The organism is Photobacterium pectinilyticum (assembly GCF_024357955.1).
Taxonomy (GTDB): Bacteria; Pseudomonadota; Gammaproteobacteria; order Enterobacterales; family Vibrionaceae; genus Photobacterium; species Photobacterium pectinilyticum.
The window spans coordinates 163,974-186,841 of the sequence record NZ_JANEYT010000002.1; the positions used below are offsets into that span (position 1 = coordinate 163,974).

Annotated in this window: 27 protein-coding genes; 18 read left to right on the forward strand and 9 right to left on the reverse strand. The window is 51.6% G+C overall.

What is annotated here, in order from left to right:
* Positions 1-110 precede the first annotated feature (110 nt).
* The 4 genes from NHN17_RS01820 (at position 111) to NHN17_RS01835 (ending at position 4,754) form a co-directional block, all read left to right on the forward strand.
* Positions 111-1,325, forward strand: a complete 1,215-nt coding sequence (locus NHN17_RS01820; RefSeq protein WP_255040393.1) for an aspartate aminotransferase family protein — start codon at positions 111-113, stop codon at positions 1,323-1,325.
* 110 nt (positions 1,326-1,435) lie between these two features.
* On the forward strand, positions 1,436-2,446 hold the full coding sequence (gene astA, locus NHN17_RS01825) for an arginine N-succinyltransferase (RefSeq protein WP_255040395.1): 1,011 nt from the start codon (positions 1,436-1,438) through the stop codon (positions 2,444-2,446).
* Positions 2,447-2,457: 11 nt separating this feature from the next.
* Positions 2,458-3,915: a succinylglutamate-semialdehyde dehydrogenase gene (gene astD, locus NHN17_RS01830; protein WP_255040396.1), complete on the forward strand. Its 1,458-nt coding sequence runs from the start codon at positions 2,458-2,460 to the stop codon at positions 3,913-3,915.
* A 41-nt stretch (positions 3,916-3,956) separates the two neighbouring features.
* On the forward strand, positions 3,957-4,754 hold the full coding sequence (locus NHN17_RS01835; RefSeq protein WP_255040398.1) for a DUF1338 domain-containing protein: 798 nt from the start codon (positions 3,957-3,959) through the stop codon (positions 4,752-4,754).
* A 92-nt stretch (positions 4,755-4,846) separates the two neighbouring features.
* Here NHN17_RS01835 and NHN17_RS01840 read toward each other — a convergent pair whose 3' ends face one another.
* Together NHN17_RS01840 and crp are read right to left on the reverse strand one after the other, a co-directional pair.
* The gene (locus NHN17_RS01840; protein ID WP_255040399.1) at positions 4,847-5,035 is read right to left on the reverse strand and encodes a hypothetical protein; all 189 of its coding nucleotides are present in this window, start codon (positions 5,033-5,035) and stop codon (positions 4,847-4,849) included.
* 186 nt (positions 5,036-5,221) lie between these two features.
* Positions 5,222-5,854 carry a cAMP-activated global transcriptional regulator CRP gene (gene crp, locus NHN17_RS01845; protein WP_036801200.1) on the reverse strand — a complete coding sequence of 211 codons (633 nt, stop codon included), beginning with the start codon at positions 5,852-5,854 and terminating at the stop codon, positions 5,222-5,224.
* 271 nt (positions 5,855-6,125) lie between these two features.
* Between crp and NHN17_RS01850 the strand changes: the two genes are divergently transcribed.
* Positions 6,126-6,530 carry an OsmC family protein gene (locus NHN17_RS01850; protein WP_255040400.1) on the forward strand — a complete coding sequence of 135 codons (405 nt, stop codon included), beginning with the start codon at positions 6,126-6,128 and terminating at the stop codon, positions 6,528-6,530.
* 61 nt (positions 6,531-6,591) lie between these two features.
* Here the strand turns inward: NHN17_RS01850 and NHN17_RS01855 are convergent, their stop codons facing one another.
* The 5 genes from NHN17_RS01855 to NHN17_RS01875 all read right to left on the reverse strand — a co-directional run bounded on the left by NHN17_RS01855 (position 6,592) and on the right by NHN17_RS01875 (position 11,289).
* The gene (locus tag NHN17_RS01855) at positions 6,592-7,461 is read right to left on the reverse strand and encodes a phosphoribulokinase (protein WP_107349838.1); all 870 of its coding nucleotides are present in this window, start codon (positions 7,459-7,461) and stop codon (positions 6,592-6,594) included.
* 109 nt (positions 7,462-7,570) lie between these two features.
* Entirely contained in the window at positions 7,571-7,786 is a 216-nt protein-coding gene (locus NHN17_RS01860; RefSeq protein ID WP_255040401.1) for a YheU family protein, read from the reverse strand.
* A 90-nt stretch (positions 7,787-7,876) separates the two neighbouring features.
* Positions 7,877-8,857, reverse strand: coding sequence for a hydrolase (locus tag NHN17_RS01865; RefSeq protein WP_373689529.1), 981 nt, complete (start codon positions 8,855-8,857; stop codon positions 7,877-7,879).
* A 25-nt stretch (positions 8,858-8,882) separates the two neighbouring features.
* Complete coding sequence (locus tag NHN17_RS01870) at positions 8,883-9,482, reverse strand: TIGR02444 family protein (RefSeq protein ID WP_309243475.1); 600 nt, start codon at positions 9,480-9,482, stop codon at positions 8,883-8,885.
* On the reverse strand, positions 9,367-11,289 hold the full coding sequence (locus NHN17_RS01875; RefSeq protein WP_255040404.1) for an ABC transporter ATP-binding protein: 1,923 nt from the start codon (positions 11,287-11,289) through the stop codon (positions 9,367-9,369). The genes NHN17_RS01870 and NHN17_RS01875 overlap by 116 nt, the downstream gene beginning before the upstream one ends.
* A gap of 241 nt (positions 11,290-11,530) precedes the next feature.
* Between NHN17_RS01875 and kefG the strand changes: the two genes are divergently transcribed.
* From kefG to slyD, 4 genes are all read left to right on the forward strand, one after another.
* Positions 11,531-12,100, forward strand: a complete 570-nt coding sequence (gene kefG / locus NHN17_RS01880; RefSeq protein ID WP_255040405.1) for a glutathione-regulated potassium-efflux system ancillary protein KefG — start codon at positions 11,531-11,533, stop codon at positions 12,098-12,100.
* Positions 12,090-13,901, forward strand: coding sequence for a glutathione-regulated potassium-efflux system protein KefB (gene kefB, locus NHN17_RS01885; RefSeq protein WP_255040406.1), 1,812 nt, complete (start codon positions 12,090-12,092; stop codon positions 13,899-13,901). The genes kefG and kefB overlap by 11 nt, the downstream gene beginning before the upstream one ends.
* Positions 13,902-13,942: 41 nt before the next feature.
* Positions 13,943-14,155, forward strand: a complete 213-nt coding sequence (locus NHN17_RS01890) for a YheV family putative zinc ribbon protein (RefSeq protein ID WP_255040407.1) — start codon at positions 13,943-13,945, stop codon at positions 14,153-14,155.
* Between the two features lie 102 nt (positions 14,156-14,257).
* On the forward strand, positions 14,258-14,827 hold the full coding sequence (gene slyD, locus NHN17_RS01895) for a peptidylprolyl isomerase (RefSeq protein ID WP_255040408.1): 570 nt from the start codon (positions 14,258-14,260) through the stop codon (positions 14,825-14,827).
* A 52-nt stretch (positions 14,828-14,879) separates the two neighbouring features.
* On the opposite strand, the gene NHN17_RS01900 is transcribed toward slyD, so the two are convergent.
* Together NHN17_RS01900 and NHN17_RS01905 are read right to left on the reverse strand one after the other, a co-directional pair.
* On the reverse strand, positions 14,880-15,101 hold the full coding sequence (locus NHN17_RS01900) for a SlyX family protein (protein WP_255040410.1): 222 nt from the start codon (positions 15,099-15,101) through the stop codon (positions 14,880-14,882).
* Between the two features lie 4 nt (positions 15,102-15,105).
* Positions 15,106-16,083 (reverse strand): WD40 repeat domain-containing protein, encoded by a 978-nt coding sequence (locus tag NHN17_RS01905; RefSeq protein ID WP_255040426.1) that lies wholly within the window; start codon positions 16,081-16,083, stop codon positions 15,106-15,108.
* Positions 16,084-16,262: 179 nt separating this feature from the next.
* On the opposite strand from NHN17_RS01905, the gene fkpA reads away from it, so the two are divergent.
* The 9 genes from fkpA to NHN17_RS01950 form a co-directional block, all read left to right on the forward strand.
* Positions 16,263-17,066, forward strand: coding sequence for an FKBP-type peptidyl-prolyl cis-trans isomerase (fkpA, locus tag NHN17_RS01910; RefSeq protein ID WP_255040411.1), 804 nt, complete (start codon positions 16,263-16,265; stop codon positions 17,064-17,066).
* A gap of 288 nt (positions 17,067-17,354) precedes the next feature.
* Positions 17,355-18,044, forward strand: a complete 690-nt coding sequence (locus NHN17_RS01915; RefSeq protein WP_373689530.1) for a helix-turn-helix transcriptional regulator — start codon at positions 17,355-17,357, stop codon at positions 18,042-18,044.
* Positions 18,041-18,433 (forward strand): sulfurtransferase complex subunit TusD, encoded by a 393-nt coding sequence (tusD, locus tag NHN17_RS01920; protein WP_255040412.1) that lies wholly within the window; start codon positions 18,041-18,043, stop codon positions 18,431-18,433. Before NHN17_RS01915 ends, tusD begins: the two co-directional genes overlap by 4 nt.
* A 10-nt stretch (positions 18,434-18,443) precedes the next feature.
* Entirely contained in the window at positions 18,444-18,800 is a 357-nt protein-coding gene (gene tusC / locus NHN17_RS01925) for a sulfurtransferase complex subunit TusC (protein WP_255040413.1), read from the forward strand.
* Between the two features lie 64 nt (positions 18,801-18,864).
* A complete protein-coding gene (tusB, locus tag NHN17_RS01930; RefSeq protein ID WP_255040414.1) occupies positions 18,865-19,158 on the forward strand; it encodes a sulfurtransferase complex subunit TusB in 294 nt (97 codons plus the stop codon).
* A 178-nt stretch (positions 19,159-19,336) separates the two neighbouring features.
* On the forward strand, positions 19,337-19,711 hold the full coding sequence (gene rpsL, locus NHN17_RS01935) for a 30S ribosomal protein S12 (RefSeq protein ID WP_005417208.1): 375 nt from the start codon (positions 19,337-19,339) through the stop codon (positions 19,709-19,711).
* Positions 19,712-19,804: 93 nt separating this feature from the next.
* On the forward strand, positions 19,805-20,275 hold the full coding sequence (rpsG, locus tag NHN17_RS01940) for a 30S ribosomal protein S7 (RefSeq protein ID WP_005371760.1): 471 nt from the start codon (positions 19,805-19,807) through the stop codon (positions 20,273-20,275).
* A gap of 90 nt (positions 20,276-20,365) precedes the next feature.
* Positions 20,366-22,462 (forward strand): elongation factor G, encoded by a 2,097-nt coding sequence (gene fusA / locus NHN17_RS01945; protein ID WP_255040415.1) that lies wholly within the window; start codon positions 20,366-20,368, stop codon positions 22,460-22,462.
* Between the two features lie 109 nt (positions 22,463-22,571).
* Positions 22,572-22,868 (forward strand): GTP-binding protein (locus NHN17_RS01950; RefSeq protein ID WP_255040416.1); only part of this gene is annotated, 297 nt, incomplete at its 3' end.

The window sequence follows — 22,868 nt, forward strand, 5'->3', positions numbered from 1 at the left end:
TAGGTGATTAACCGTTAACCGAGATGGAATAAAAAAATATTCTGCTATTGGAATTGGTTAATAAAATGTAAATACTATGCTTAGGGCAAAAACATTAGAAGGAAACGATAATGACAAAGGAGTATAAAGTCGATCGTCAGGTATTTGATGACGTGATGGTGCCGTGTTACGCGCCGATGCAGATGATCCCGGTGAAGGGAGAGGGTGCAAGGGTGTGGGATCAGGAAGGGCGAGAGTATGTCGACTTTGCTGGCGGTATTGCGGTGAGCTGTTTGGGCCACTGCCACCCGGTAATGGTGGATGCCATCAAGGCACAGGCTGAGAAGATCTGGCATCTCAGTAATGTCATGACCAACGAGCCTGCATTGCGGTTGGCGACGCTGCTGACCGAGCACAGCTTTGCCGACAAAGTGTTTTTTGCCAACTCCGGTGCCGAGGCCAATGAAGCAGCGCTGAAACTGGCTCGCCGTTATGCGGCAGATAAGTTTAGCCCGGATAAGTCCGAAATTATCTCTTTCAAACAGGGCTTCCATGGCCGTACCTTCTTCACTGTTACCGTGGGTGGCCAAGAGGCCTATTCCGATGGCTTCGGGCCGAAACCGGGCGCGGTGACCCACCTTGCCTATAACGATTTGACCGGTTTGGCCGAGCACATGTCTGAGCGTACCTGTGCGGTAATGATGGAGCCGCTGCAGGGCGAGGGCGGGATTGTGTCGCCGACACCGAAATTTATCCAAGGTGTTCGTGAACTGTGCGACAAACACAACGCTTTGTTGATTTTCGATGAAGTACAAACCGGTAACGGTCGTACTGGGGATTTCTATGCCTATCAAGGGCTGGGAGTCATACCGGACATTCTCAGTACAGCCAAATCCCTTGGTGGCGGTTTCCCTATCGGCGCCATGCTGACCACCACTGAGTTGGCTGTACACCTCAAAGTCGGGACTCATGGCTCGACCTATGGCGGTAACCCATTGGCTTGTGCCGTAGCCGAAGCGGTGGTCAGTGAAGTGACCAAGCCGGAAGTGCTGGCGGGCGTCAAGCAGCGCGAGCAATGGTTCCGCGAAGCACTTGAAGCGATCAATGCCAAGTATCCGGTCTTTGCCGAAGTCCGCGGTAAGGGCCTGCTATTGGGGGCTGCGCTCAATGATGAGTGGCAGGGGCGAGCAAGAGATATCTTGGTCGCTGCCGGTGAAGAAGGGCTGATGGTGCTGATTGCTGGTGCCAACGTGGTGCGCTTTACCCCGTCTTTGGTGATCGGTAAGGCTGACATTGACGAGGGGATGGCTCGACTGGAGCGCGCTATTGCCAAAATCTATTCATAGCTTGTTTTAACCGGTTGCGGCTGGCAGGAGCTTGGCCGCAGCTTACGGCCTCGTGCTGGTATTCTCATTAGTTGGCAGCATTGCTGCAGCTTGCATCAGGAGGGAGTTCGATGCTGGTTATACGTCCTATTACTGCCGCGGATCTACCGGCACTGCTACAGTGTGCGGAAGAGTCGGGCCATGGTTTTACCTCGCTGCCGGTTAACGAGGAGATCCTCGCTAACCGAATTCAACATTCCGAAGAGAGCTTTGCCAAAATGGTTACCGAGCCAGGCTCGGAAGGTTATCTGATGGTAGCGGAAGATACCGAGACCGGGGAAATTGCAGGGACGACGGCGATCGAAGCCGCTATTGGGTTGGATAACCCTTTCTATACCTACCACCTGAGTACCGTGGTGCATTCATCACGCCGCCTCAATGTTCACAATGTGGTGAAAGTGCTGACTTTTGGCAATGACTACACGGGGGTGAGCGAGCTGTGTACCCTGTTTTTACGCCCCGAGTGGCGCGAAGGTCTCAATGGTCGTCTGCTATCCAAATGCCGCTTTCTGATGATGGCTGAACACCCAGAGCGATTTGATAACACGGTGATTGCCGAGATGCGCGGGGTATCCGACGAAGAGGGGAACTCCCCATTCTGGGAGTGGCTCAAAGAGCATTTTTTCTCGATCGATTTCACCTTGGCCGATTACCTGACCGGTATCGGTAAAAAGGGTTTTATTGCTGATTTGATGCCCAAGCTGCCGATCTACGTTAACTTGCTGAGTCAGGAAGCCCAAGCGGTGATTGGGCAGGTACACGAGAAAACCCGCCCGGCACTTCGCTTGTTGGAGAAGGAAGGTTTCACCTGCCGCGGTTATGTCGATATTTTCGATGCTGGCCCGACGGTAGAGTGTGATGTGAAAAATATCGAGTCAGTACGCCACTCACAGGTGTGCCGGGTTGAGATCGGTCAACCAGCGGCCCAGACCGATTGTATCGTCAGCAATTCCTCATTTACCCATTTCCGTGCCGTTGTCGATAAGGTCGACGTACTGGATGGTACGGCGTTGATGAGTGCAGCAGCGGCTAAGGCACTGGACGTTAAACAAGGGGATCAGGTTCGCCTGATCGTCCAATAAAGGAGAAGAACATGACCCAATGGATTGCAGGTCGCTGGCAAGACGGCGAAGGGCAGACGATGCAGTCGCTTAATCCGTTCACCAGTGAAGTGGTATGGCAGGGCAAATCGGCGACAGCAGAGCAGGTTGAGACGGCTGTCACTGCCGCCAGGGCAGCATTGGCAAGCTGGCGTAACACGACTCTGACTGAGCGCCAGGTCATTGTCGAGCGCTTTGCCGAGTTGGTCAAAGCCCACAGTGAAGCGATTGCGGTGGTTATTGCGGAGGAAACGGGTAAGCCCTTGTGGGAAACCCGCACCGAAGCCGGTGCAATGGTGGGTAAGATTGCCATATCGCTGCGTGCCTACCATGAGCGTACTGGCGAGAAACAAAAAGACGTTGCTGGCACTCAGGCAGTGCTGCGCCACCGTCCTTTGGGCGTCATGGCTGTGTTTGGGCCATATAACTTCCCGGGACACTTACCCAATGGTCATATTGTCCCGGCTTTGCTGGCTGGGAATACCGTGGTGTTCAAACCGTCAGATCTTACTCCAAAGGTGGCTGAAGAGTGCATGAAATTATGGCAGCAGGCAGGGTTGCCTGATGGCGTGATTAACTTGGTACAGGGCGCAAGGGCAACCGGTGAAGCGCTAGCTGGGGCCAAGGGTATTGATGGGCTGCTGTTTACCGGCAGTGCCAACACCGGCCACTTGTTGCACCGTCAGTTTGCCGGCCAGCCAGGCAAGATGCTGGCACTGGAAATGGGCGGTAATAACCCGATGGTGATCTCTCGCCACTATGGCGAGCTGGATGCAACTGTCTACACTATAATTCAGTCTGCTTTTATCAGCGCTGGACAGCGTTGCACCTGTGCCCGCAGGCTCTATCTGCCACATGGTGCGGAAGGCGACCGCATCCTGGCACGCTTGCTGGAGCTAACCCGTCAGATCCGTGTCGGTGGTCAGTTCGATGAGCCAGCACCGTTTATGGGGGCGCAAGTCTCGGTCCAGGCGGCTGACAACATTATTCAGGCCCAATCACAATTGGTTGAGCTGGGCGGTGAGCTGTTGCTGCCCGCGACCCGTGGCCAGGGAGCGATTGTCACTCCGGGGATCGTCGAGGTCAGCCAGGTGGCCGAGTTACCGGATGAAGAATACTTTGGTCCGCTTTTGCAGGTTGCCCGTTACAGCGAATTGGGTGAGGCGGTGGAAAAGGCCAATGATACCCGCTATGGCTTATCTGCAGGGTTGGTTTCGACCGATGACAGTGAGTGGCAGTATTTCATCGAACATATCCGTGCCGGGATTGTTAACCGCAATCGTCAGTTAACCGGGGCGAGTGGTGATGCGCCATTTGGTGGACCTGGGGCATCAGGTAACCTGCGGCCAAGCGCGTATTACGCGGCAGACTACTGTGCATACCCAATGGCATCGATGGAAGGTGAGCGGCCTGAGCTACCCGCTCAGCTTTCACCGGGTATTACGCTTTAATGCCCGCCAATCATTCACCAGTCAAAGAGGATAGCGAGCACATGGAAAGGGTAGAGCAACTATTTGCCGGGTTATGGCAGGATTATATCCAGCGCCTATGCCCATCAGCCGCTCAGGTTCATGATCTGCTGACCGAAGAAGAGCCGCTGCTCAATGATCATATTGCGCTGCGAACATTTAACCTGCCTAAGGTCGGGCTTGATCGACTGGCGGCGCCGTTCATTGCCATTGGCTACAAGCCGTGTGGCCGCTATCATTTCGAAACCAAGAAGTTATATGCCGAGCATTTCGAGCATCCCAACCCATTGGCACCCAAAGTGTTTATCAGTGAGTTGATGGTGGGGCAGTTTAGCTCGCTGTTGCAGCAGACGGTCAGGGAACTGGTCGATCAGGTGCCAGAGCAAGCCATGCGAGATCCGGCCTTCCTCTATAGCGGGCGGTTATGGGATTTGGACTACGCGACTTATGAGTTGCTGGCGGCAGAAAGCGAATATGCTGGATGGCTAGCTGCCCATGGTTTTGGGGCCAACCACTTTACCGTTAGCCTGAACCAGCTTGAGCAGTTTACCGAGGTGGCTGAGGTCAATCACTTGCTGCGCCACAACGGGTTTGAGATCAACAGCGCTGGCGGTGATGTTAAAGGTAGCCCTGAGGTGATGCTTGAACAGTCATCGACTATGGCCGACAGGGTCGAGGTTGGGTTTTTGGATGGCGTTTATAGCATACCGGGCGGGTTCTATGAGTTTGCCAAGCGCTATCCGAAAGAGGACGGTGAGTTATATACCGGTTTTGTCGAGGCGTCGGCAGATAAGATCTTCGAGAGCACGGACGCCAACTAAATCAGGGTAACCTGCCTGAAACCGGTTATCTAATTCTGCATATTCCAAGCGCCTGTGGCTCATGTGGTCACAGGTGTTTCATGTGTCTGGATTTAGTGCTTGAGGCTATCGAGTGGATACCCCTGCTGGGACTCCGGTGTCTGGCGTTTCACCTTCTCATGTTGTTCAAGGTAGTGGCGGCTGTCACTGAAGCCTGTCATCTCAACGGTATCGGGCAGCGGCGAAATGACTCCGCGCTCGGTGTGGTGGGAGCGATGTGGTGAGAAGCGTTCGATGTCCATACCGGTATTCCATTACAGGTGGTGAGGATTAATATGCACAATGTAGCATTAAGTCGCGTAGATACAAGCACAAAAAGAGTGATGGGGTAGACAGTAATGTCCTGTAAGTATGAAAGTGGGTGCGATGGGCAATAAAAAAAGCCGCATAGTGCGGCTTTTTGAGTTTTTGCTAGTAAACCGGGTTGTTTAGCGTGTGCCGTAAACAACGATAGTTTTACCATGGGCAGAAATCAGGTTCTGCTCTTCTAGCATCTTCAATATACGACCAACAGTCTCACGGGAACAGCCAACGATCTGGCCGATTTCCTGACGGGTGATCTTGATTTGCATACCGTCTGGGTGAGTCATTGCATCTGGCTGTTTAGCCAGGTTCAATAGTGTCTGAGCGATACGGCCTGTTACATCCAGGAATGCCAAGTCACCGACTTTCTGGCTAGTCACCTGAAGGCGGCTGGCCATCTGCGCAGAAAGGCGCATTAGGATGTCTGGGTTAACTTGAATTAGCTGGCGGAATTTCTTGAAAGAAATTTCTGCAACTTCGCAAGGGGTCTTAGCTCGAACCCATGCAGTACGCTCTTGGCCTTCTTCGAATAGGCCTAACTCACCGATGAAGTCACCTTGGTTTAGGTAAGACAGGATCATTTCCTTACCTTCTTCATCCTTGATCAGGACCGCAACAGAACCTTTTACGATGTAATAGAGCGTTTCCGCTTTTTCTCCCGCATGAATCAAAGTACTCTTTGAAGGGTATTTATGAATGTGGCAATGGGAAAGAAACCACTCTAGAGTTGGATCTGTTTGAGGTTTACCTGGAACCATATTACTAACTTCCTCTGCGTTTGTTGCCCAACAACGACGTCCATTAAAAATGTGGCTGGGCCTAACCATAATTAGTTCGTCGTTTAGGATATTCAGTCAACCGCTGGGCTGCAAGCTCACGTGAATAATTAGTTCAGATTTTATCTTTTTTCGGCGCGCTTTTCTTGATATTGATCTATGTGAAATGGCCATTTTGTAGTCATAAGTGTGCACATGATCACACCGTTGCTAGATTGTGCCAAAACCCCCTATAAGTTGTAAGGAGAAACCAATGCAATCACGAGTGAAATGGGTCGAAAATATGACCTTCCTAGGGCAGTCAAATTCAGGTCACAGCGTGGTGATGGATGGCAATGGTGGCGAAAAAGCGCCGAGCCCAATGGAGCTGGTACTGATGGCTGCGGGTGGGTGTAGTTCGGTGGACGTGGTGGATGGGCTCAAATCTGCCGGGCAGAAAATTACGGCTTGCGAAGCGCAAATCAACTCGGTTCGTCGTGAGCTGGCTCCTCGTATTTTTACCACTGCGAACCTGCATTTTGTGGTGACAGGTGAAAATTTGGATGAAGCCGTTGTAGCCAAAACCGTGGCCGACTCGTTGGAAAAATACTGTTCTGTTTGCCTGATGTTGGGTGAAGGGGTAGAGATGACCCACTCGTACGAGGTGGTGGAAGCGTAACCTCGCAGTAAGGGATGGCGATGGGCGAGAGGATAATCACGCCTATCGCCTATCACAGCTCTTAACCTATTTTTCCCGTATCAATCAGCTGCTGGATCAGCGGCCGCATGATCAGCTCCATCGCAAAGCTCATTTTACCGCCGGGCACCACTAGGGTGTTGTGGCGCGACATAAACGATCCTTGGATCATCGACAGCAGGTAGGGGAAATCAACCTTCTTGATCCCGCGGAACCGGATCACCACAAAGCTTTCGTCCAGGCTTGGAATTGCCTTGGCACTGAACGGGTTGGAGGTATCGACCGTTGGTACCCGCTGGAAGTTGATGTGGGTGCGGGAGAACTGCGGGGTGATGTAATTGAGGTAGTCATCCATCGAGCGGACAATCGACTCCATCACCGCTTCGCGGGAATGACCACGATCACGGGTATCCCTGACGATTTTCTGGATCCATTCCAAGTTGACGATCGGTACCATGCCGATCAGCAAATCAACGTGCTGGGCGGCATTGACCTCGCCATCGACCACACCGCCGTGTAGACCTTCATAGAACAGCAGGTCAGTATTTTCAGGTAGAGTTTGCCAAGGTGTGAAAGTACCGGGCATTAGGTTGTACGGCACGGCTTCGTCGAAGGTGTGCAGGTAGCGACGGAACTGGCCGCTACCGTCTTCACCGTATTGGCGAAAAAACGTTTCCAACAACGGGAAGTCGTTAGCTTGGGGGCCGAAATAACTGATATGACGGCCTTGCTCTTTGGCTTTGCGGATTTCGGCGTCCATTTCTGGTCGGGAAAATCGATGGAAACTGTCGCCTTCAAGCCAAGCAGCATTGATGTTCATCATATTGAACATCTTACGGAATGCTTCGGAGGTGGTAGATGTACCTGCCCCCGAGGACCCTGTTACTGCAATAATCGGATGTTTTGCAGACATGACAAACCCTGTCGTTAACATTAACGGAGAGAGTTATTAACAGGGCTGGGCGTTAAGGTCAAGCCGGGATGTCAAAAATGCCGGGTCTACAAAGCTTATACCGGGTAGTTTACCCGAGTTGGCGCTTGGCTTTGATGTCGATGGTCTCATGCAGCTCGGAGTAAACAATCACCGCCTCCCCTTTTTCCAACTGCTGGCGTACCCGACCAACCTTGTCGGCCATCGAAAGCTCGCGTTCGCCGTAGTCGGTGCCTTCGCGCAGCACGAAATGTTCTATTAGGTTAGTCAGGGTATCGGGATCTATGTCTTGCCAAGGGATATTCATAACGGCACTTTTCTGTTGCAGGAGATAACGGAGATTATATTGGCAAATGCATCAGTTGTAGAGGGGGAAAGTACTTGGCCAGTGGCCAGCTTACCGATTCTTTGCATCGCTTATCGCCTGTTTAAACCACTCAGGAACGGTTCGCTCAAGCCAGAAGTCTGGTTGGCGCCATGAGCCTGTGACAAACCCGACATGGCCACCGTTTGGGTATAGATCGTATTGAATGTGTGGTGGCAATGATGTGGTCGGAATGACCGCTTCCGTCATGAAGGGATCATCCTCGGCATGGATCACGCGTAGTGGAATAGCTACTTCATAAAGGCGGGGCAACCCGCTGCAGCGTTGGTAGTAATCGGTGGCATTTTTGAAACCGTGCAGGGGGGCGGTGACGAACTCGTCGAATTGCCACAGAGTTTCGAGTTGTTCAACATCTTGATGGGAAATAGGCATCGCATCGGGCAGGGCGGAAATTTTCCTGCTGAGATTACGCTTCATCGAGCCAAGCAGGTATTGCTGGTAGATTTTTGAAAATCCTTGTTGGATCCGCTCCGAGCAGGCGGCCAAATCCAGCGGAGGGGAAATCACTTGCGCAGCGGTGATCTCCGAACGTGCACCACTTTCAGCCAGGTAGTTAACCAGCATGTTGCCCCCGAGCGACACACCGACGGCAAAAAATGGCTGAGTGGGTAATTGTTGGCGTAGCCACTGGATGAAAAAGCGCGCATCACTGGTTTCGCCGGAGTGGTAACTGCGGGGCTTGCGGTTCACTTCGCCGCTACACCCGCGAAAGTGCATCATGACCGAAAGCCAACCTTGCTGTTTGGCGGCATAAAGCAACCCGTTGGCATAGGGACTGTGAAAGCTGCCTTCCAAGCCGTGAAACAGGATCATCACTGGTTGGTTGGGGGAGCTGTCGGCCAAGGGAGCCGTCCAGGCTAAGTCGAGGAAATCACCGTCCGGGGTTTCTATGCGTTGGGTAAGTGGCGTAAACAATGGCTTGCGGCGCAAAAAACGCGGCAGCAGGGTTTGCAGGTGTGGGTTTGCTAGCCCTTTGGCTGGATGAAATACCATTGTCATAACGACTCCTTAATGTCCTCTATTTCGCCAACAGCTTATCCACTAGGGCCATTGCCCCTAGACCGTGGCAGTAGCGGGCTAGGTTAGCTGAATGGGAGGCGGCTTCTTGCTGTGCTACGGTGCTAAGCGGCATCTGGTTCAGTGTCGCAATCAAATCGTGCTGTTGTTGGCGCTCCATCTGCAATTCAAAGTCTTTGAGTTGCTGGTAGCCGTTACCATCCAGTTGAGGTTTCAGGGAGCGGCGCATATGGCGGTAGCGCTCGAGCAGGCCTTCGGTTGGCTGGAGGCTCTGTTCCAACTGCTGCCGTTGCTGCTGCGTCAAGTCAATAGCCTGCGTATCGAGCCAGATCATCAGCAGGGCCAGGTTCACGCTTCCTCTGTGGAAGGTTTGCAGCGCGAGGCAGGCGGCCTCGACGTCCGCCTTGAAATAGTGACTATAGCTAAACTGCCAGAAGACATCATGGCTCAGCGGCTCATGGCGCGAGTCATGATGACTTAGTTCATCAATCCGGGGCATGCTGTTGCTCCATGGCTTCGAGTTCTTCCTGCAGTTCCATCCACTCCATCTCGACCTCTTCCAGTGCTGACTTAGCATCCGCCTGTCGCTGTAGCTGCTCATTCAAGCGAGCCTTATTTTCTGCTTCATAGATGCTGCCGTCACTGAGCTGAGTCTCGGCATCGCTGATCGTAGTATTGAACTTGTCCATCTTGGTTTCAAGCTGGGTGATTTTCTTGCGGAGAGGTGCGGTCAGCTTACGCAGCTCCGCTTCAAGGCGCTTTTGCTCCTTGCGTGAGGCCGCACTGTTGTCTTTGCTAACTTCCGGTTTGCTGGCTTGCTGTTCGCGGCGCTCGTTACGCTGCTGTTCGGTCAGCCACTTGTGGTAGTCATTCAAGTCGCCATTGAACGGCACGACTTGGCGGTCATGGACCAGATACAGGTCATCGGTGGTGGCACGCAGCAGGTAGCGGTCGTGGCTGACGATAACCATAGCCCCTTCATAGGATTGCAGGGCGAAGGTCAGTGCCTGACGCATGTCGAGATCGAGGTGGTTAGTCGGTTCATCGAGCAGCAACAGGTTAGGACGCTGCCACACAATCAATGCCAACACCAAGCGGGCTTTTTCACCACCGGAGAACGGGCCGACCTTTTCCAGCGCTTTGTCACCCAAAAAGCCGAAGCTGCCAAGATAATCGCGTAGTTGCTGCTCGGTTGCCTGCGGGGCGATACGGGCCATATGTTGGACAGGGGTGTCATCCAAGTACAGGGTTTCGAGTTGGTGCTGGGCGAAGTAACCAATCTTCACCCCTTGCGAATAAGTTAGATCGCCGGCTTTGGCTGGCAGATCACCAGACAGCATTTTGATCAGGGTGGATTTACCGGCACCATTGCGGCCGAGTAGGCCGATACGGCTGCCCGGCACCAAGTTCAACCGGATCTTCTCGAGGATGATGTTGTCGTCATAACCCGCTGCGACCTGATCCATCATCAAGATTGGATTGGGCAGGGCACTTGGCTCGCGGAATTCGAAGCTGAATGGGTTGTCGAACTGGGCTGGCAGTACTTTTTCCATCCGTTCCAGTGCTTTGATCCGGCTCTGCGCTTGACGGGCTTTGCTGGCTTTGTAGCGGAAGCGGTCGATGTATGACTGCATATGCGACATTTGCTTTTGCTGCTTCTGGTACATCGCCTGCTGCAAAACCAATTTCTCTGCCCGTTGGGTTTCAAACGACGAATAGTTACCGGTATAGCTATTCATGGTTTGGTTTTCAACATGGATGATCCGGTTGACGACTGGGTCTAGGAAGTCACGGTCATGGGAGATAAGTACCAGCGTGCCACGGTAGTTTTGCAGCCACTTCTCCAGCCACATCACTGCATCGAGATCCAAGTGGTTGGTCGGTTCATCGAGCAACAGCAGATCAGAGCGGCACAGCAGGGCCTGGGCAAGGTTGAGGCGCATACGCCACCCTCCCGAGAACTGGGTCAGGTGCCATTGCATTTGTTCTTGCGAAAAGCCAAGGCCGTCCAATAATTCGGCAGCACGGGCGCGGATGCTGTAGCCGCCAATGGCCTCCAGTTTGCCATGCAGTTCTGCCACCTTGTTGCCGTTGTCTGCGTGCTCAGCGGCAACAAGATCCGCTTCCAGCTGGCGGAATTCACGGTCACCGTCAATCACATATTCCAGCGCTTCACGTTCGAGGGCTGGGGTTTCCTGTGCGACCCAGGCTAGCTCCCAGTTAGCCGGATACTGACAGTTGCCGGCATCGACGCTGAGCTCGTGCTTGAGTAGGGCAAACAGGGTGGATTTACCACAGCCATTTTTGCCGACCAGACCGACTTTGTCGCCCGGGTGGATAGTCGCCGTGGCTTGATCGAGCAAGACCTTGCCACCGCGTAGAAGTTGGATATCGGAAAAAGTGATCATTGACTGTGTCGGGGATGGCCCCGCTCCGCAAAAACTAAATGCAAGAATAAGTGCGGAGTCTACCGCAAAGCGACGGTGACCGCTAATGTCGCCATGCGAGGATAAATAACAAGGAAGCAGACGGATAACGGTGATTAATCGAACTACTTTGCCTGCAATTATGTATTATGTGGATATAGGTTAATGAAACGTTATAACTTACGGCGCTACAGGCATATTTGGCCGTATAACAAGGAATGCTATGACAGCAAACGGACTTCCTCGCATACTCGTACTCTATGCCCATCCTGATCCGGAGGCATCGGTTGCCAACAGCGCCATGCTAGCTGCGATCAGCCAGCTTTCACATGTCACGGTCCATGATCTTTATGCGGCCTATCCCGATTTCTTTATTGATGCCACCTTCGAACGGGAGCTGGTGAGGGATCACGACATCATTGTTTTCCAGCATCCTCTTTATATGTATTCCTGCCCATCGCTACTCAAGGAGTGGATTGATGTGGTCCTCAGTAAGGGGTTTGCTCATGGCGAGGGTAACCAGACCCAAGGCAAATACTGGCGCTCGGTGATCACCACCGGAGGGGCTGCGGAAGCGTATACCCCGGATGGCTATAACCGCTGCAGTATGGCGGAAATCCTGCGCCCGTTTGAGCTCAGTGCCATGTTGTGCCGGATGAAGTGGCTGCCGCCTTTGGTATTGCACTGGGCGCGACGGATACCGGTTGAAGAGCGTAACCAGCATGGTGAAAACTACCGTCAATGGCTGCAAGCGCCCGGTGCACTGATGGAGGAAGCAAAGTATGGCGAGTGATGTACTGTCGGTCAGTGTGGTGTTCCTTGCCGCAGCTGTGGTGGCCGTACCGATTGCCCAGCGCTTGGGGCTAGGGTCGGTGCTGGGCTACCTGCTGGCGGGTATTGCCATTGGTCCGTGGGGACTGAGGCTGATCTCCGATGTCGATGCGATCCTCCATTTTTCTGAATTTGGTGTGGTGTTGCTGCTATTCCTTATCGGGTTGGAGCTGAATCCCAAGAAGCTATGGCAGATGCGCAAACCCATTTTGGGGCTGGGCGGTAGCCAGGTGGTGGTGACTACGTTGGTGATTGCCGCTTTGGTGTTGCTGCTGGCCGGGCAGTCATTTTTGCCGGCGGTGTCATGGCGTGACGCCTTGGTGGTCGGGATGGGACTGGCGTTGTCATCGACGGCCATTGCCCTGCGGGTGATTGAAGAGCAGAGCCTCGGCGGCAGCGAAACCGGCCAGTCAGGGTTTGCAGTCCTGCTGTTCCAGGACATTGCGGTGATCCCGATGCTGGCGATACTGCCAGTATTGGCGGGCGGCGGTGGCGGTAGCTGGCTTGATTTTGCCTGGATGATTGGTGGTATCTTGGCGTTGCTGGTCGGCGGTCATTTCTTATTGCGTCCGTTGTTTCGCTGGGTGGTTCTCAGTGGGGTACGCGAGTTATTCAATGTCGCGGCGTTACTGCTGGTAATAGGCATTGCTTTGGGGATGCAGTCGCTGGGGCTGTCGATGGCTTTAGGGACTTTTCTTGCTGGGGTGCTGTTGGCTGAAAGTGAATACCGCCATGAGCTGGAAATTGCCATCGAGCCTTTTAAAGGGCTGTTGCTGGGATTGTTTTTTATCTCGGTCGGCATGGCCGTCAATCTTGGATTGTTACTGCAGTACCCGCTCCAGATCTTGCTGGCCGTGTTTGCGTTGATCAGTATCAAGGGCTTGATATTGTATGGCTTGGCAAGGGTCTTCGGCACCCGAGCCAAATCACGCAGCCAAATGGCGGCGATCCTCAGCCAAGGTGGCGAATTTGCTTTTGTTCTGTTTACGGCAGCTATGGGGGAGGGACTGCTGGGCCGCGAGTTATCGTCTTTCTTGCTGGTGGTGGTGAGTTTGTCGATGATGACTACACCATTGATTTTGTTGTTACAGGACAAGTGGTTCATCCACACCTTCAAAGCGGAAGCCGAGGCTGAGCTGGAGTCGGATGTAATAGACCGCGAGCCGAGGGTGATCATTACCGGTTTTGGTCGTTTTGGGCAGGTGGTGGGACGTTTGCTATTTGCCAATAAAATCCGGGTGACGGTGTTGGAGCGGGATCCGAGCCAAATCCAGTTTCTGCGAAAATTCGGTTACAAGGTGTATTACGGCGATGCGACTCAATTGGACTTGCTAAGGGCGGCCGGGGCCGATAAGGCTGAAGCGATTATTATCTGTACCGATGAGCCGGACGAGGTGATGGAAGTGGTTGATTTGTGCCAGCAGTATTTCCCTAAGCTTAAAGTATTGGCAAGGGCAAGAAGCCGGGTTGAGGCGCATCAGTTGCTCAGTCATGGGGTCGAGAATTTTTCCCGGGAAACTTTTGCCGGTGCCCTTGATTTGGGCCGTCAGGCCCTCATATCTCTAGGTATGCACCCTTATCAGGCCAAGCGGGCCGAGGCACACTTCCGCCGTTTGGATACCACCGCCCTGAGAGATCTCCTTCCGCAGCATTCTGAGGATGTCCACCTAGCAACCCGGGCCCGCGAGGCGCGCAAAGAGCTGGAAGAGGTTTTTGATCGGGAGATGCGAGGGGAGCGGGAACGCCATGACGGTTGGGACTAACCAGCCTCTTTAATGAAGATATCGCAGCAAGGAGCGAAAGCATGGCCAAGAAACGATTTATTGCCGGCGCCATCTGTCCAAGCTGTAGTCAGCAGGATACGTTGCGCTGGTGGCAAGAGAATGATGTGGAGCAGGTAGAATGCGTGTCCTGCGGTCATTCCGATGTGAGAGCACCGCAATCGGTCGAGCAGAGCGATCAGCTTTCAACAGAAACTAAACAACAAGTTATCGGCATCTTTAAGCCCGAAGACTGATTTGGCTGCACAGCCTTTAAACAGAATATTGGCATCTAGCTGCCATTATCCGGTATCATGCGGGCGAAATCCTTTGATACCCAGTTCGAAATTGGAGTAAACATGAAAGTCGCTAAAGACATCGTAGTAAGCCTGGCTTACCAAGTGAAGACCGAAGAAGGCGTTGTTGTTGATCAGTCGACAACTGAAGCACCTCTTGATTACCTGCATGGCCACAACAACCTGATCGTAGGTTTGGAGAAGGCGCTTGAAGGCCGTGAAGCTGGCGACAAGTTTGAAGTGACAGTTGCTCCAGAAGAAGCGTACGGTGAGCACGTTGATGCAATGGTTCAGCGTGTACCGGCTGACGTATTCCAGGGCGTAGACGAAATCACTGTTGGTATGCGTTTCCTAGCAGATACTGATCAGGGCCCAATCCCTGTAGAAGTGACTGAAGTTGACGGTGACCACGTTGTTGTTGATGGTAACCACATGCTAGCGGGTCAGACGCTGACTTTCGGCGTAGAAGTTGTTGCTGTACGTGCTGCGACTGAAGAAGAAATCGCTCACGGCCATATTCACCAGGGCGGCGGTTGCTGCGGTGGCGGTAGCTGTGGCGACCATGACCACGGTGAGAAAGAAGAAGGCTGCTGTGGCGGCGAAGAAAAAGGCGGCTGCGGCTGCTCACACTAATCGCTAGCGGTTAGCATGAAAAAAGGAAGCCAATTGGCTTCCTTTTTTGTTTTTAATAATGCGGTGGCGGTGTCTCTTCCGACTCGCTGGCCATATTCGATGGCTCCATGCCCTTGACCTTGCCGACCATGAATTTCAGTTGGGCTTGCATCTTATCAATCAGGAACTGCTGCTCAGTAAGGGCCTGGTTTAGCTCCTCGATAGTCTGCTCCTGAAAAGCCTGCTTCATTTCAAGCTCGTCGATACGGGCCTGTAGCTGTTCAATTTCTTTCATTGCGTTATTCCGTCGTCCATTGCTGGGCGATACCTGCCGAAGTTCCCGAGATCACATGACCGCCGGGAGTAATGGCCACATCATACACCACCGCTGCTGGGGGTCGAGTATCTTGTTTGGCTGCGGTCTCCCAGCGGCCGAGGTTATCCCCACTCTGGGTATCCCATAATTCTACCCGTCGGGCAGGGGTACCGGTCGCGAGCAGCTTGCCGTCATCGGAGAACCGGGCACTGGATAAAATCTGCTGTCGCAGACGCACGGCCAGCGAGGAAAGCTGCTGCCCGCTTTGTAAATCCCAAATCACGATCTCGTTGCTGCCGTCGGCAGTCATTGCCAGCTTACCATCGCGCTGTAGGGCCACTCGGCTGATCCGGCTCTGGTGCTCGAACTGCTGGAGGATCTGGCCACTTTGGGTGTCCCAAAGGTAGGCCAAGTGGTCATTTCCCCCTGACAGGGCATAGCGACCATTGGCGGAAATCGCCACTGAATTAACTTTTTCACGGTGGGCGAGGAACTCTAGCCGTCTTCCGCTGCCCAAGTCGACATACAGGGCTTTGCTGTTGGACAGGGCCAGCAGGACATGCTGGCCGTTGTTGGCCACGGAAACATCGCGGATCAAACCGTCGGAAATGGACCACAACCCCTCGGATTGGCCCCAGGCCAGATCCCAGACGGCAAAGTTTTGCGCCGTGGCAGTAATGGCGTAGCGTCCGTTGTCGGATATCTGACTGCTTAGCACCGTATTGTGATGTGGATCTTGAGAACCAAAATCAGCTAACTTTTTGTTTTGCTGTAAATCCCACAGCACGATACCTTGTTGGGCCGAGTGGTAAAGGGCAAACCGTCCGTCCCGGCTTAGACTGAAACTGGTGGTGCCTTCTGGTGCAAGATCCCAGCGTTGTAACTCTGTACCGGAAAAAAAGCAGCCAGTGAGAATGAAAAGTGCCAAAATGAAGCTGGGCACGTATCTTTTTGTTTGCATTAAGGTCTTGTTCCACTTGGTTAACACATAGTGTCATTTCCTTATGGATATAATACTGCTGGGCAGTGAATTCATAAGGTGCATATTAGTATATTGATCTACAGTGCTTTTCATACCGCTTGTTGAAAAGGCTGGTGAATGATTTTGAGGTTTTGCCTCAGTTTAAAATGGAGAAATACATGAAACCTGTTCTAAAGATGTCTGTTTTGGCTGCAACAATCCTGCTAGCTGTAGGCTGCCAAGATGAGAAAGCAGCGGAAACAAAACCGGCAGAGCCTGCAAAAGTAGAGCAGGTCGCAGCGGAATCCGCACCGGCGACATTTGCTACAGAAGATGACAAAGCTGCTTATGCGATCGGTGCTTCATTGGCCCAATACCTAGCCGCTAACCTAGACCAGCAGAAAGAGCTGGGCTTGGAGCTGAGCCGTGAGCAAGTACTTGCCGGTGTGACTGACGTATTTGCTGACAACAGCCGCCTAACAACGGAAGAGACTCAGCAGGCGCTTCAGTCGTTGGATCAACGTGTGTCTGAAATGGCACAGCAGCAAGCACAGGAAGAAGCAGAGAAGAACATTAAGGCTGGTGACGATTACCGTGCTGAGTTCGAGCAGAAAGACGGTGTCGTTAAAACGGAATCAGGTCTGCTGTATCAAGTAGAAACGGCAGGCGAAGGTGACAAACCAGCAGCGACAGATACCGTTCAAGTACATTACAAAGGTATGTTAACTGACGGTACTGAATTCGACAGCTCTTACGCACGCAACCAGCCAGCGACATTCCCGCTAAACCAAGTGATTTCTGGTTGGACTGAAGGCGTGCAGCTAATGCCTGTTGGTTCGAAGTTCACTTTCGTTATCCCGCCAGAGTTGGCTTATGGCTCTCAGGCGAATCCAAGCATTCCTGCTAACTCGACCCTAGTGTTCGAAGTCGAGCTATTGGAGATCGTTAAAGCAGAGCAGCCAACTGCAGAAGAAGCGCAGTAAGTCTCGTCGCTTTACTCGCCTATTGGTTATAATTAAAAACCCAGCGTAAGCTGGGTTTTTTGTCATTCTAGTTGTATATGACGTGAAAATGTTCAGGCTAATGTCTGAAATCTGATAAACTTGCAAGCAAGACTTGAAAATTTATCAATCGCCGTGAAAGATTCTATCTCGGTGAGGCATAACCCATTCTATTAATTTTTCCCATTCTGTGGAAAGAAGTTAAATAGAATGGGCAACAGCAAGGAAGATAATCGCGTGGTATCTACTGAAAACTTTGGCTCAGATGTGATGGTCGAGAATGACTTGATTGAGCCGCGTGCTTTTAGCGAGCACGATTACATTATCCTACGTTCTTACGAGGCGGTCGTTGATGGTTTGGCGGCACTGATTGGTCCGTTCTGTGAAATCGTACTTCACTCGCTAGCCGATCTTAATACTTCGGCCATCAAGATCGCTAATGGTGAGAATACCGGTCGTAAAGTCGGTTCGCCGATCACTGATCTTGCCCTGCGTATGCTGCGTGATATCGAAGGCTCAGAGCGTAATTTCTCTCGGGCTTACTTCACTCGCGCCAAGGGTGGGGACTTGATGAAGTCGATCACCATCGCCATACGCAATGGAGACAATGACATCATTGGTCTGCTGTGTATCAACGTCAACTTGGATGCACCTTTCTCGCAGATCCTACAATCCTTCATGCCGACCGATGAAGCTAAGCAGGCAGCATCAAGTGTTAACTTCGCCAGTGACGTTGATGAGCTGGTGGATCAGACCGTTGAGCGCACCATTGAAGAAATTAATGCCGACAAGAATGTCTCGAACAATGCCAAGAATCGTCAGATCGTGATGGAGCTGTACGACAAGGGGATTTTCGATATCAAAGATGCGATTAATCGGGTTGCTGATCGTCTTAATATCTCCAAGCACACGGTATACCTCTACATCCGCCAGCGTAAAACCGAGGATGGCGAAAAATGAGCCTGAACTATGTGCTGGTAGTGGAAGGACCGGCTTACGGTACTCAATCGGCACGATCGGCTTATCAGTTTGCTCAGGCGTTATTGGCGCAAGGGCATGGTTTGTCGCGGGTGTTTTTTTATCAAGACGGGGTCCATAACGGCTCCGCGCTGACCGCTCCGGCGTCCGATGAATTTGACTTGGTCGCGGCTTGGCAGCAGTTGGCGCAGGATCATGGTACAGAGCTGCAGACCTGCGTGGCTGCCGCCCTGCGTCGAGGGATCATCAGTCCTCAGGAAGCAGAGCAGAATCAGTTGGCGGGCAGCAACCTAGCCACGGGGTTTGAACAAGCTGGCCTCGGCGGGTTGGCTGAAGCGATGCTGACGGCTGATCGCGTCATTCAATTTTAACGGGATAGTCATGACAACGTTAGGTTTTGTATTTCGCCACGCACCACATGGTATTGCCTCGGGCCGCGAGGGGTTGGATGCCGTGTTGGCCACTTCGGCCTATAGTGAAGATATTTCGCTTTTCTTTCATGGTGACGGTGTTTACCAGTTGCTTGACGGACAGCAGCCGCAGGGGATCTTGTCACGTGATTATATTGTTACGTTCAAGATGCTAGAACTCTATGATATCGAGCAGGTTTATGTATGCCGCCAGTCGCTGCAGACGCGCGGGCTCACTGCTGGTGATTTGCTTATCGATGTGATTGAGTGCGAGCCGGCTGTCTTCTCCGAACACCTTCATACCTGCCAGCGTGTTTTGACGTTCTAGATTTCTCCATCTTTAGCACCATTACCAACACCATATTCAATCAGGCATAGTTTCGAGGCACAGTATGCTGCACATTTTTACCCGCTCCCCATTCCAGTCCCAGGCCTTCAGCGAAGCAGCTGCAATGATCAACAAAAATGACTCGATTTTGTTGATCCAGGACGCAGTAATCGCAGCGACGGTTGAAAATAGCCCAATTTTTCAGTTTCACGAAGCTGGCGTAAAAATTTATTTACTGTCTGAGGATATTGTTGCCAGAGGGCTGCGGGGTAAGCTTAAGGTGGATGTTGATGTTGTTGATTATAAAGGATTTGTTGGCTTAACGGTAGATAATGATACCCAGGTGAAGTGGGCTTAATAAGGGCTCTCAAACCTTGGAAAACCAGTGGATATTTGGTTGATTAAGAAATAATCATTTAATTGATCGCTGGTTACATCTTGACACCCTTGGGTGCGATGCCTAAAATTTCGCGTCCTCCTGTTGTTGGGAGGCAGATTTTTCATCTTTACGAAAGTAATATTTCAGGAGCTATTTAATGGCAACTATTAACCAGTTGGTACGTAAGCCACGTGCTAAGCAAGTTGTAAAAAGCAACGTGCCTGCACTAGAAGCGTGCCCACAGAAGCGTGGTGTATGTACTCGTGTATACACTACTACTCCTAAGAAACCTAACTCAGCATTACGTAAAGTATGTCGTGTTCGTCTAACAAACGGTTTCGAAGTAACATCATACATCGGCGGTGAAGGTCACAACCTTCAGGAGCACTCAGTTGTTCTTATCCGTGGTGGTCGTGTTAAAGATTTGCCAGGTGTGCGTTACCACACCGTTCGTGGTGCACTTGACTGTGCAGGCGTTAACGACCGTAAGAAAGGTCGTTCTAAGTACGGTGTGAAGCGTCCTAAGTCTTAATGGATTCCGTTAAGTAAGGCCAAACACTAAAATTATTTAATTTTGAAGAAACTGTAAAGTTTTGGATAACCTGAAGACACAACGGAGATTTCCATGCCACGTCGTCGCGTAATTGGTCAGCGTAAGATCCTTCCAGATCCAAAGTTCAAATCTGAGCTGCTGGCAAAATTCGTCAATATCCTAATGGTTGACGGTAAAAAATCTACTGCAGAAAAAATTGTTTACTCTGCACTAGAAACTATGGCTGAGCGTTCTGGTGAAGAACACCTAGCTGTATTCGAAAAAGCTCTTGAAAATGTACGTCCAGCGGTAGAAGTTAAATCTCGCCGTGTGGGTGGTTCAACTTACCAGGTGCCTGTAGAAGTACGTCCAGTACGTCGTAACGCACTAGCTATGCGTTGGTTGGTTGAAGCTGCGCGTAAGCGTGGTGAAAAATCTATGGCTCAGCGTCTAGCAGGCGAAATGCTTGATGCGGCTGACAACAAAGGTTCTGCTGTTAAGAAACGTGAAGACGTTCACCGTATGGCAGACGCGAACAAAGCGTTCGCACATTACCGCTGGTAATTTACCCGGTAATACAAATAGGGCGCGGCAAGCTTTGCTTGTCGCGCCTAAACCATACTCTAAGGACCCCCTTAGTAAGAGGATACTGCCGTGGCTCGTAAAACGCCTATCGAGCGCTACCGTAACATCGGTATTTGTGCTCACGTTGACGCCGGTAAAACAACAACTACCGAGCGTATCCTGTTTTATACAGGTTTATCTCACAAAATTGGTGAGGTTCACGACGGCGCAGCTACCATGGACTGGATGGAGCAGGAGCAGGAACGTGGTATCACCATCACATCTGCTGCGACTACCACCTTCTGGCGTGGTATGGAAGCTCAGTTCCCAGAACACCGCGTAAACATCATTGATACCCCAGGACACGTTGACTTTACTATCGAAGTAGAGCGTTCATTACGTGTACTTGATGGTGCTGTTGTTGTTTTCTGTGGCTCTTCGGGTGTTGAGCCTCAGTCTGAAACCGTTTGGCGCCAGGCTGATAAGTACGAAGTACCGCGTATGGTTTTCGTCAACAAGATGGACCGAGCTGGTGCTGACTTCCTTCGTGTTGTTGACCAGATCAAAAGCCGTCTTGGTGCGAATCCAGTGCCAATTCAATTGAATATCGGTGCTGAAGAAGAATTTAAAGGCGTTGTTGACCTTATCAAGATGAAGGCTATCAACTGGGATGAATCTGATCAGGGTATGTCATTTACCTATGAAGATATTCCAGCTGACATGGTTGAGCTTGCTGAGGAATGGCGTCAGAACCTGGTTGAATCAGCTGCGGAAGCAACTGAAGAGCTGATGGACAAGTACCTTGAAGAAGGTGAACTGTCTGAAGCGGAAATCAAAGCCGGTCTTCGCCAGCGTACGCTAGCGAATGAGATCGTGCTGGCAACCTGTGGTTCAGCATTTAAAAATAAAGGTGTTCAGGCTGTACTTGATGCAGTAATTGAATTCCTGCCTTCGCCAACGGAAGTGAAAGCTATCCGCGGTGAAGACGAAGACGGAAACGAAGTTGAACGCCACTCAAGCGATGACGAACCATTCTCAGCGCTAGCGTTCAAAATCGCAACCGACCCATTCGTTGGCACCTTGACCTTCATGCGTGTTTATTCTGGAGTTGTAAATACTGGCGACACCGTCTACAACTCTGTAAAAGAAAAACGCGAGCGTTTCGGACGTATCGTACAGATGCATTCGAACAAACGTGAAGAAGTGAAAGAAATCCGTGCGGGTGATATCGCAGCGGCGATCGGCCTGAAGAACGTCACTACCGGTGACACTCTATGTGATCAAAACCACCGAGTGGTTCTTGAGCGCATGGAATTCCCAGAGCCTGTTATCCAAATCGCTGTTGAGCCTCGCTCACAAGCTGACCAAGAAAAAATGGGTATTGCGCTAGGTAAACTGGCTGCAGAAGATCCATCGTTCCGCGTCGAAACCGACGAGGAATCTGGCCAAACTTTGATTTCAGGTATGGGTGAACTTCACCTTGATATCATCGTTGACCGTATGAAGCGCGAATTCAGCGTTGAATGTAACGTTGGTAAGCCTCAGGTTGCATACCGTGAAACTATCCGTGGTAAAACGGAAGTGGAAGGGAAGTTTGTGCGCCAATCAGGCGGTCGCGGCCAGTATGGTCACGTATGGCTGAAAATCGAACCATCGGAACCTGATGAAGGTTTCGTGTTCGTGGACGAAGTCGTTGGTGGTGTGGTACCGAAAGAGTACATTGGTGCTGTTTCTAAAGGTATCGAAGAACAGATGAACAATGGTGTGCTTGCAGGCTATCCTGTAATGGATGTCAAAGCGACCTTGTTCGACGGTTCTTACCATGACGTTGACTCCAACGAAATGGCATTTAAGATTGCCGGTTCTATGGCTTTCAAGAAGGGCGCTCTAGAAGCTCAACCCGTTATTCTTGAGCCATTGATGAAGGTTGAAGTAACCACTCCGGAAGACTGGATGGGTGATGTTGTTGGGGACCTTAACCGTCGCCGCGGCATGATCGAAGGTATGGATGAAGGCCCTGCTGGTCTGAAAATTGTCCGTGCTAAAGTACCACTTTCGGAAATGTTTGGTTACGCAACTGACCTGCGTTCAGCGACTCAGGGTCGTGCGTCATATTCAATGGAATTCAGTGAATACTCTGATGTTCCTAAGAATGTCGCCGATGCTATCATCGCCGAGCGTGGTTAATCGCAAGATCTATATTGCGCCAATGGCTGTTGGCGCATAAAATAGCAACTTCTGGCACGTCCCATATTTTTGTCAATGGGGCGTATCACAACTAGGAAGGAACACGATCGTGTCTAAAGAAAAATTTGAACGCGTAAAACCGCACGTAAACGTTGGTACTATCGGCCACGTTGACCACGGTAAAACAACTCTAACTGCTGCTATCTGTACTACACTTGCAAAAGTATACGGTGGTCAAGCTAAAGACTTCGCATCTATCGATAACGCTCCAGAAGAGCGCGAGCGTGGTATCACAATCTCTACTTCTCACGTAGAGTACGATACTCCAACTCGTCACTACGCACACGTAGACTGCCCAGGACACGCCGATTACGTTAAAAACATGATCACTGGTGCTGCTCAGATG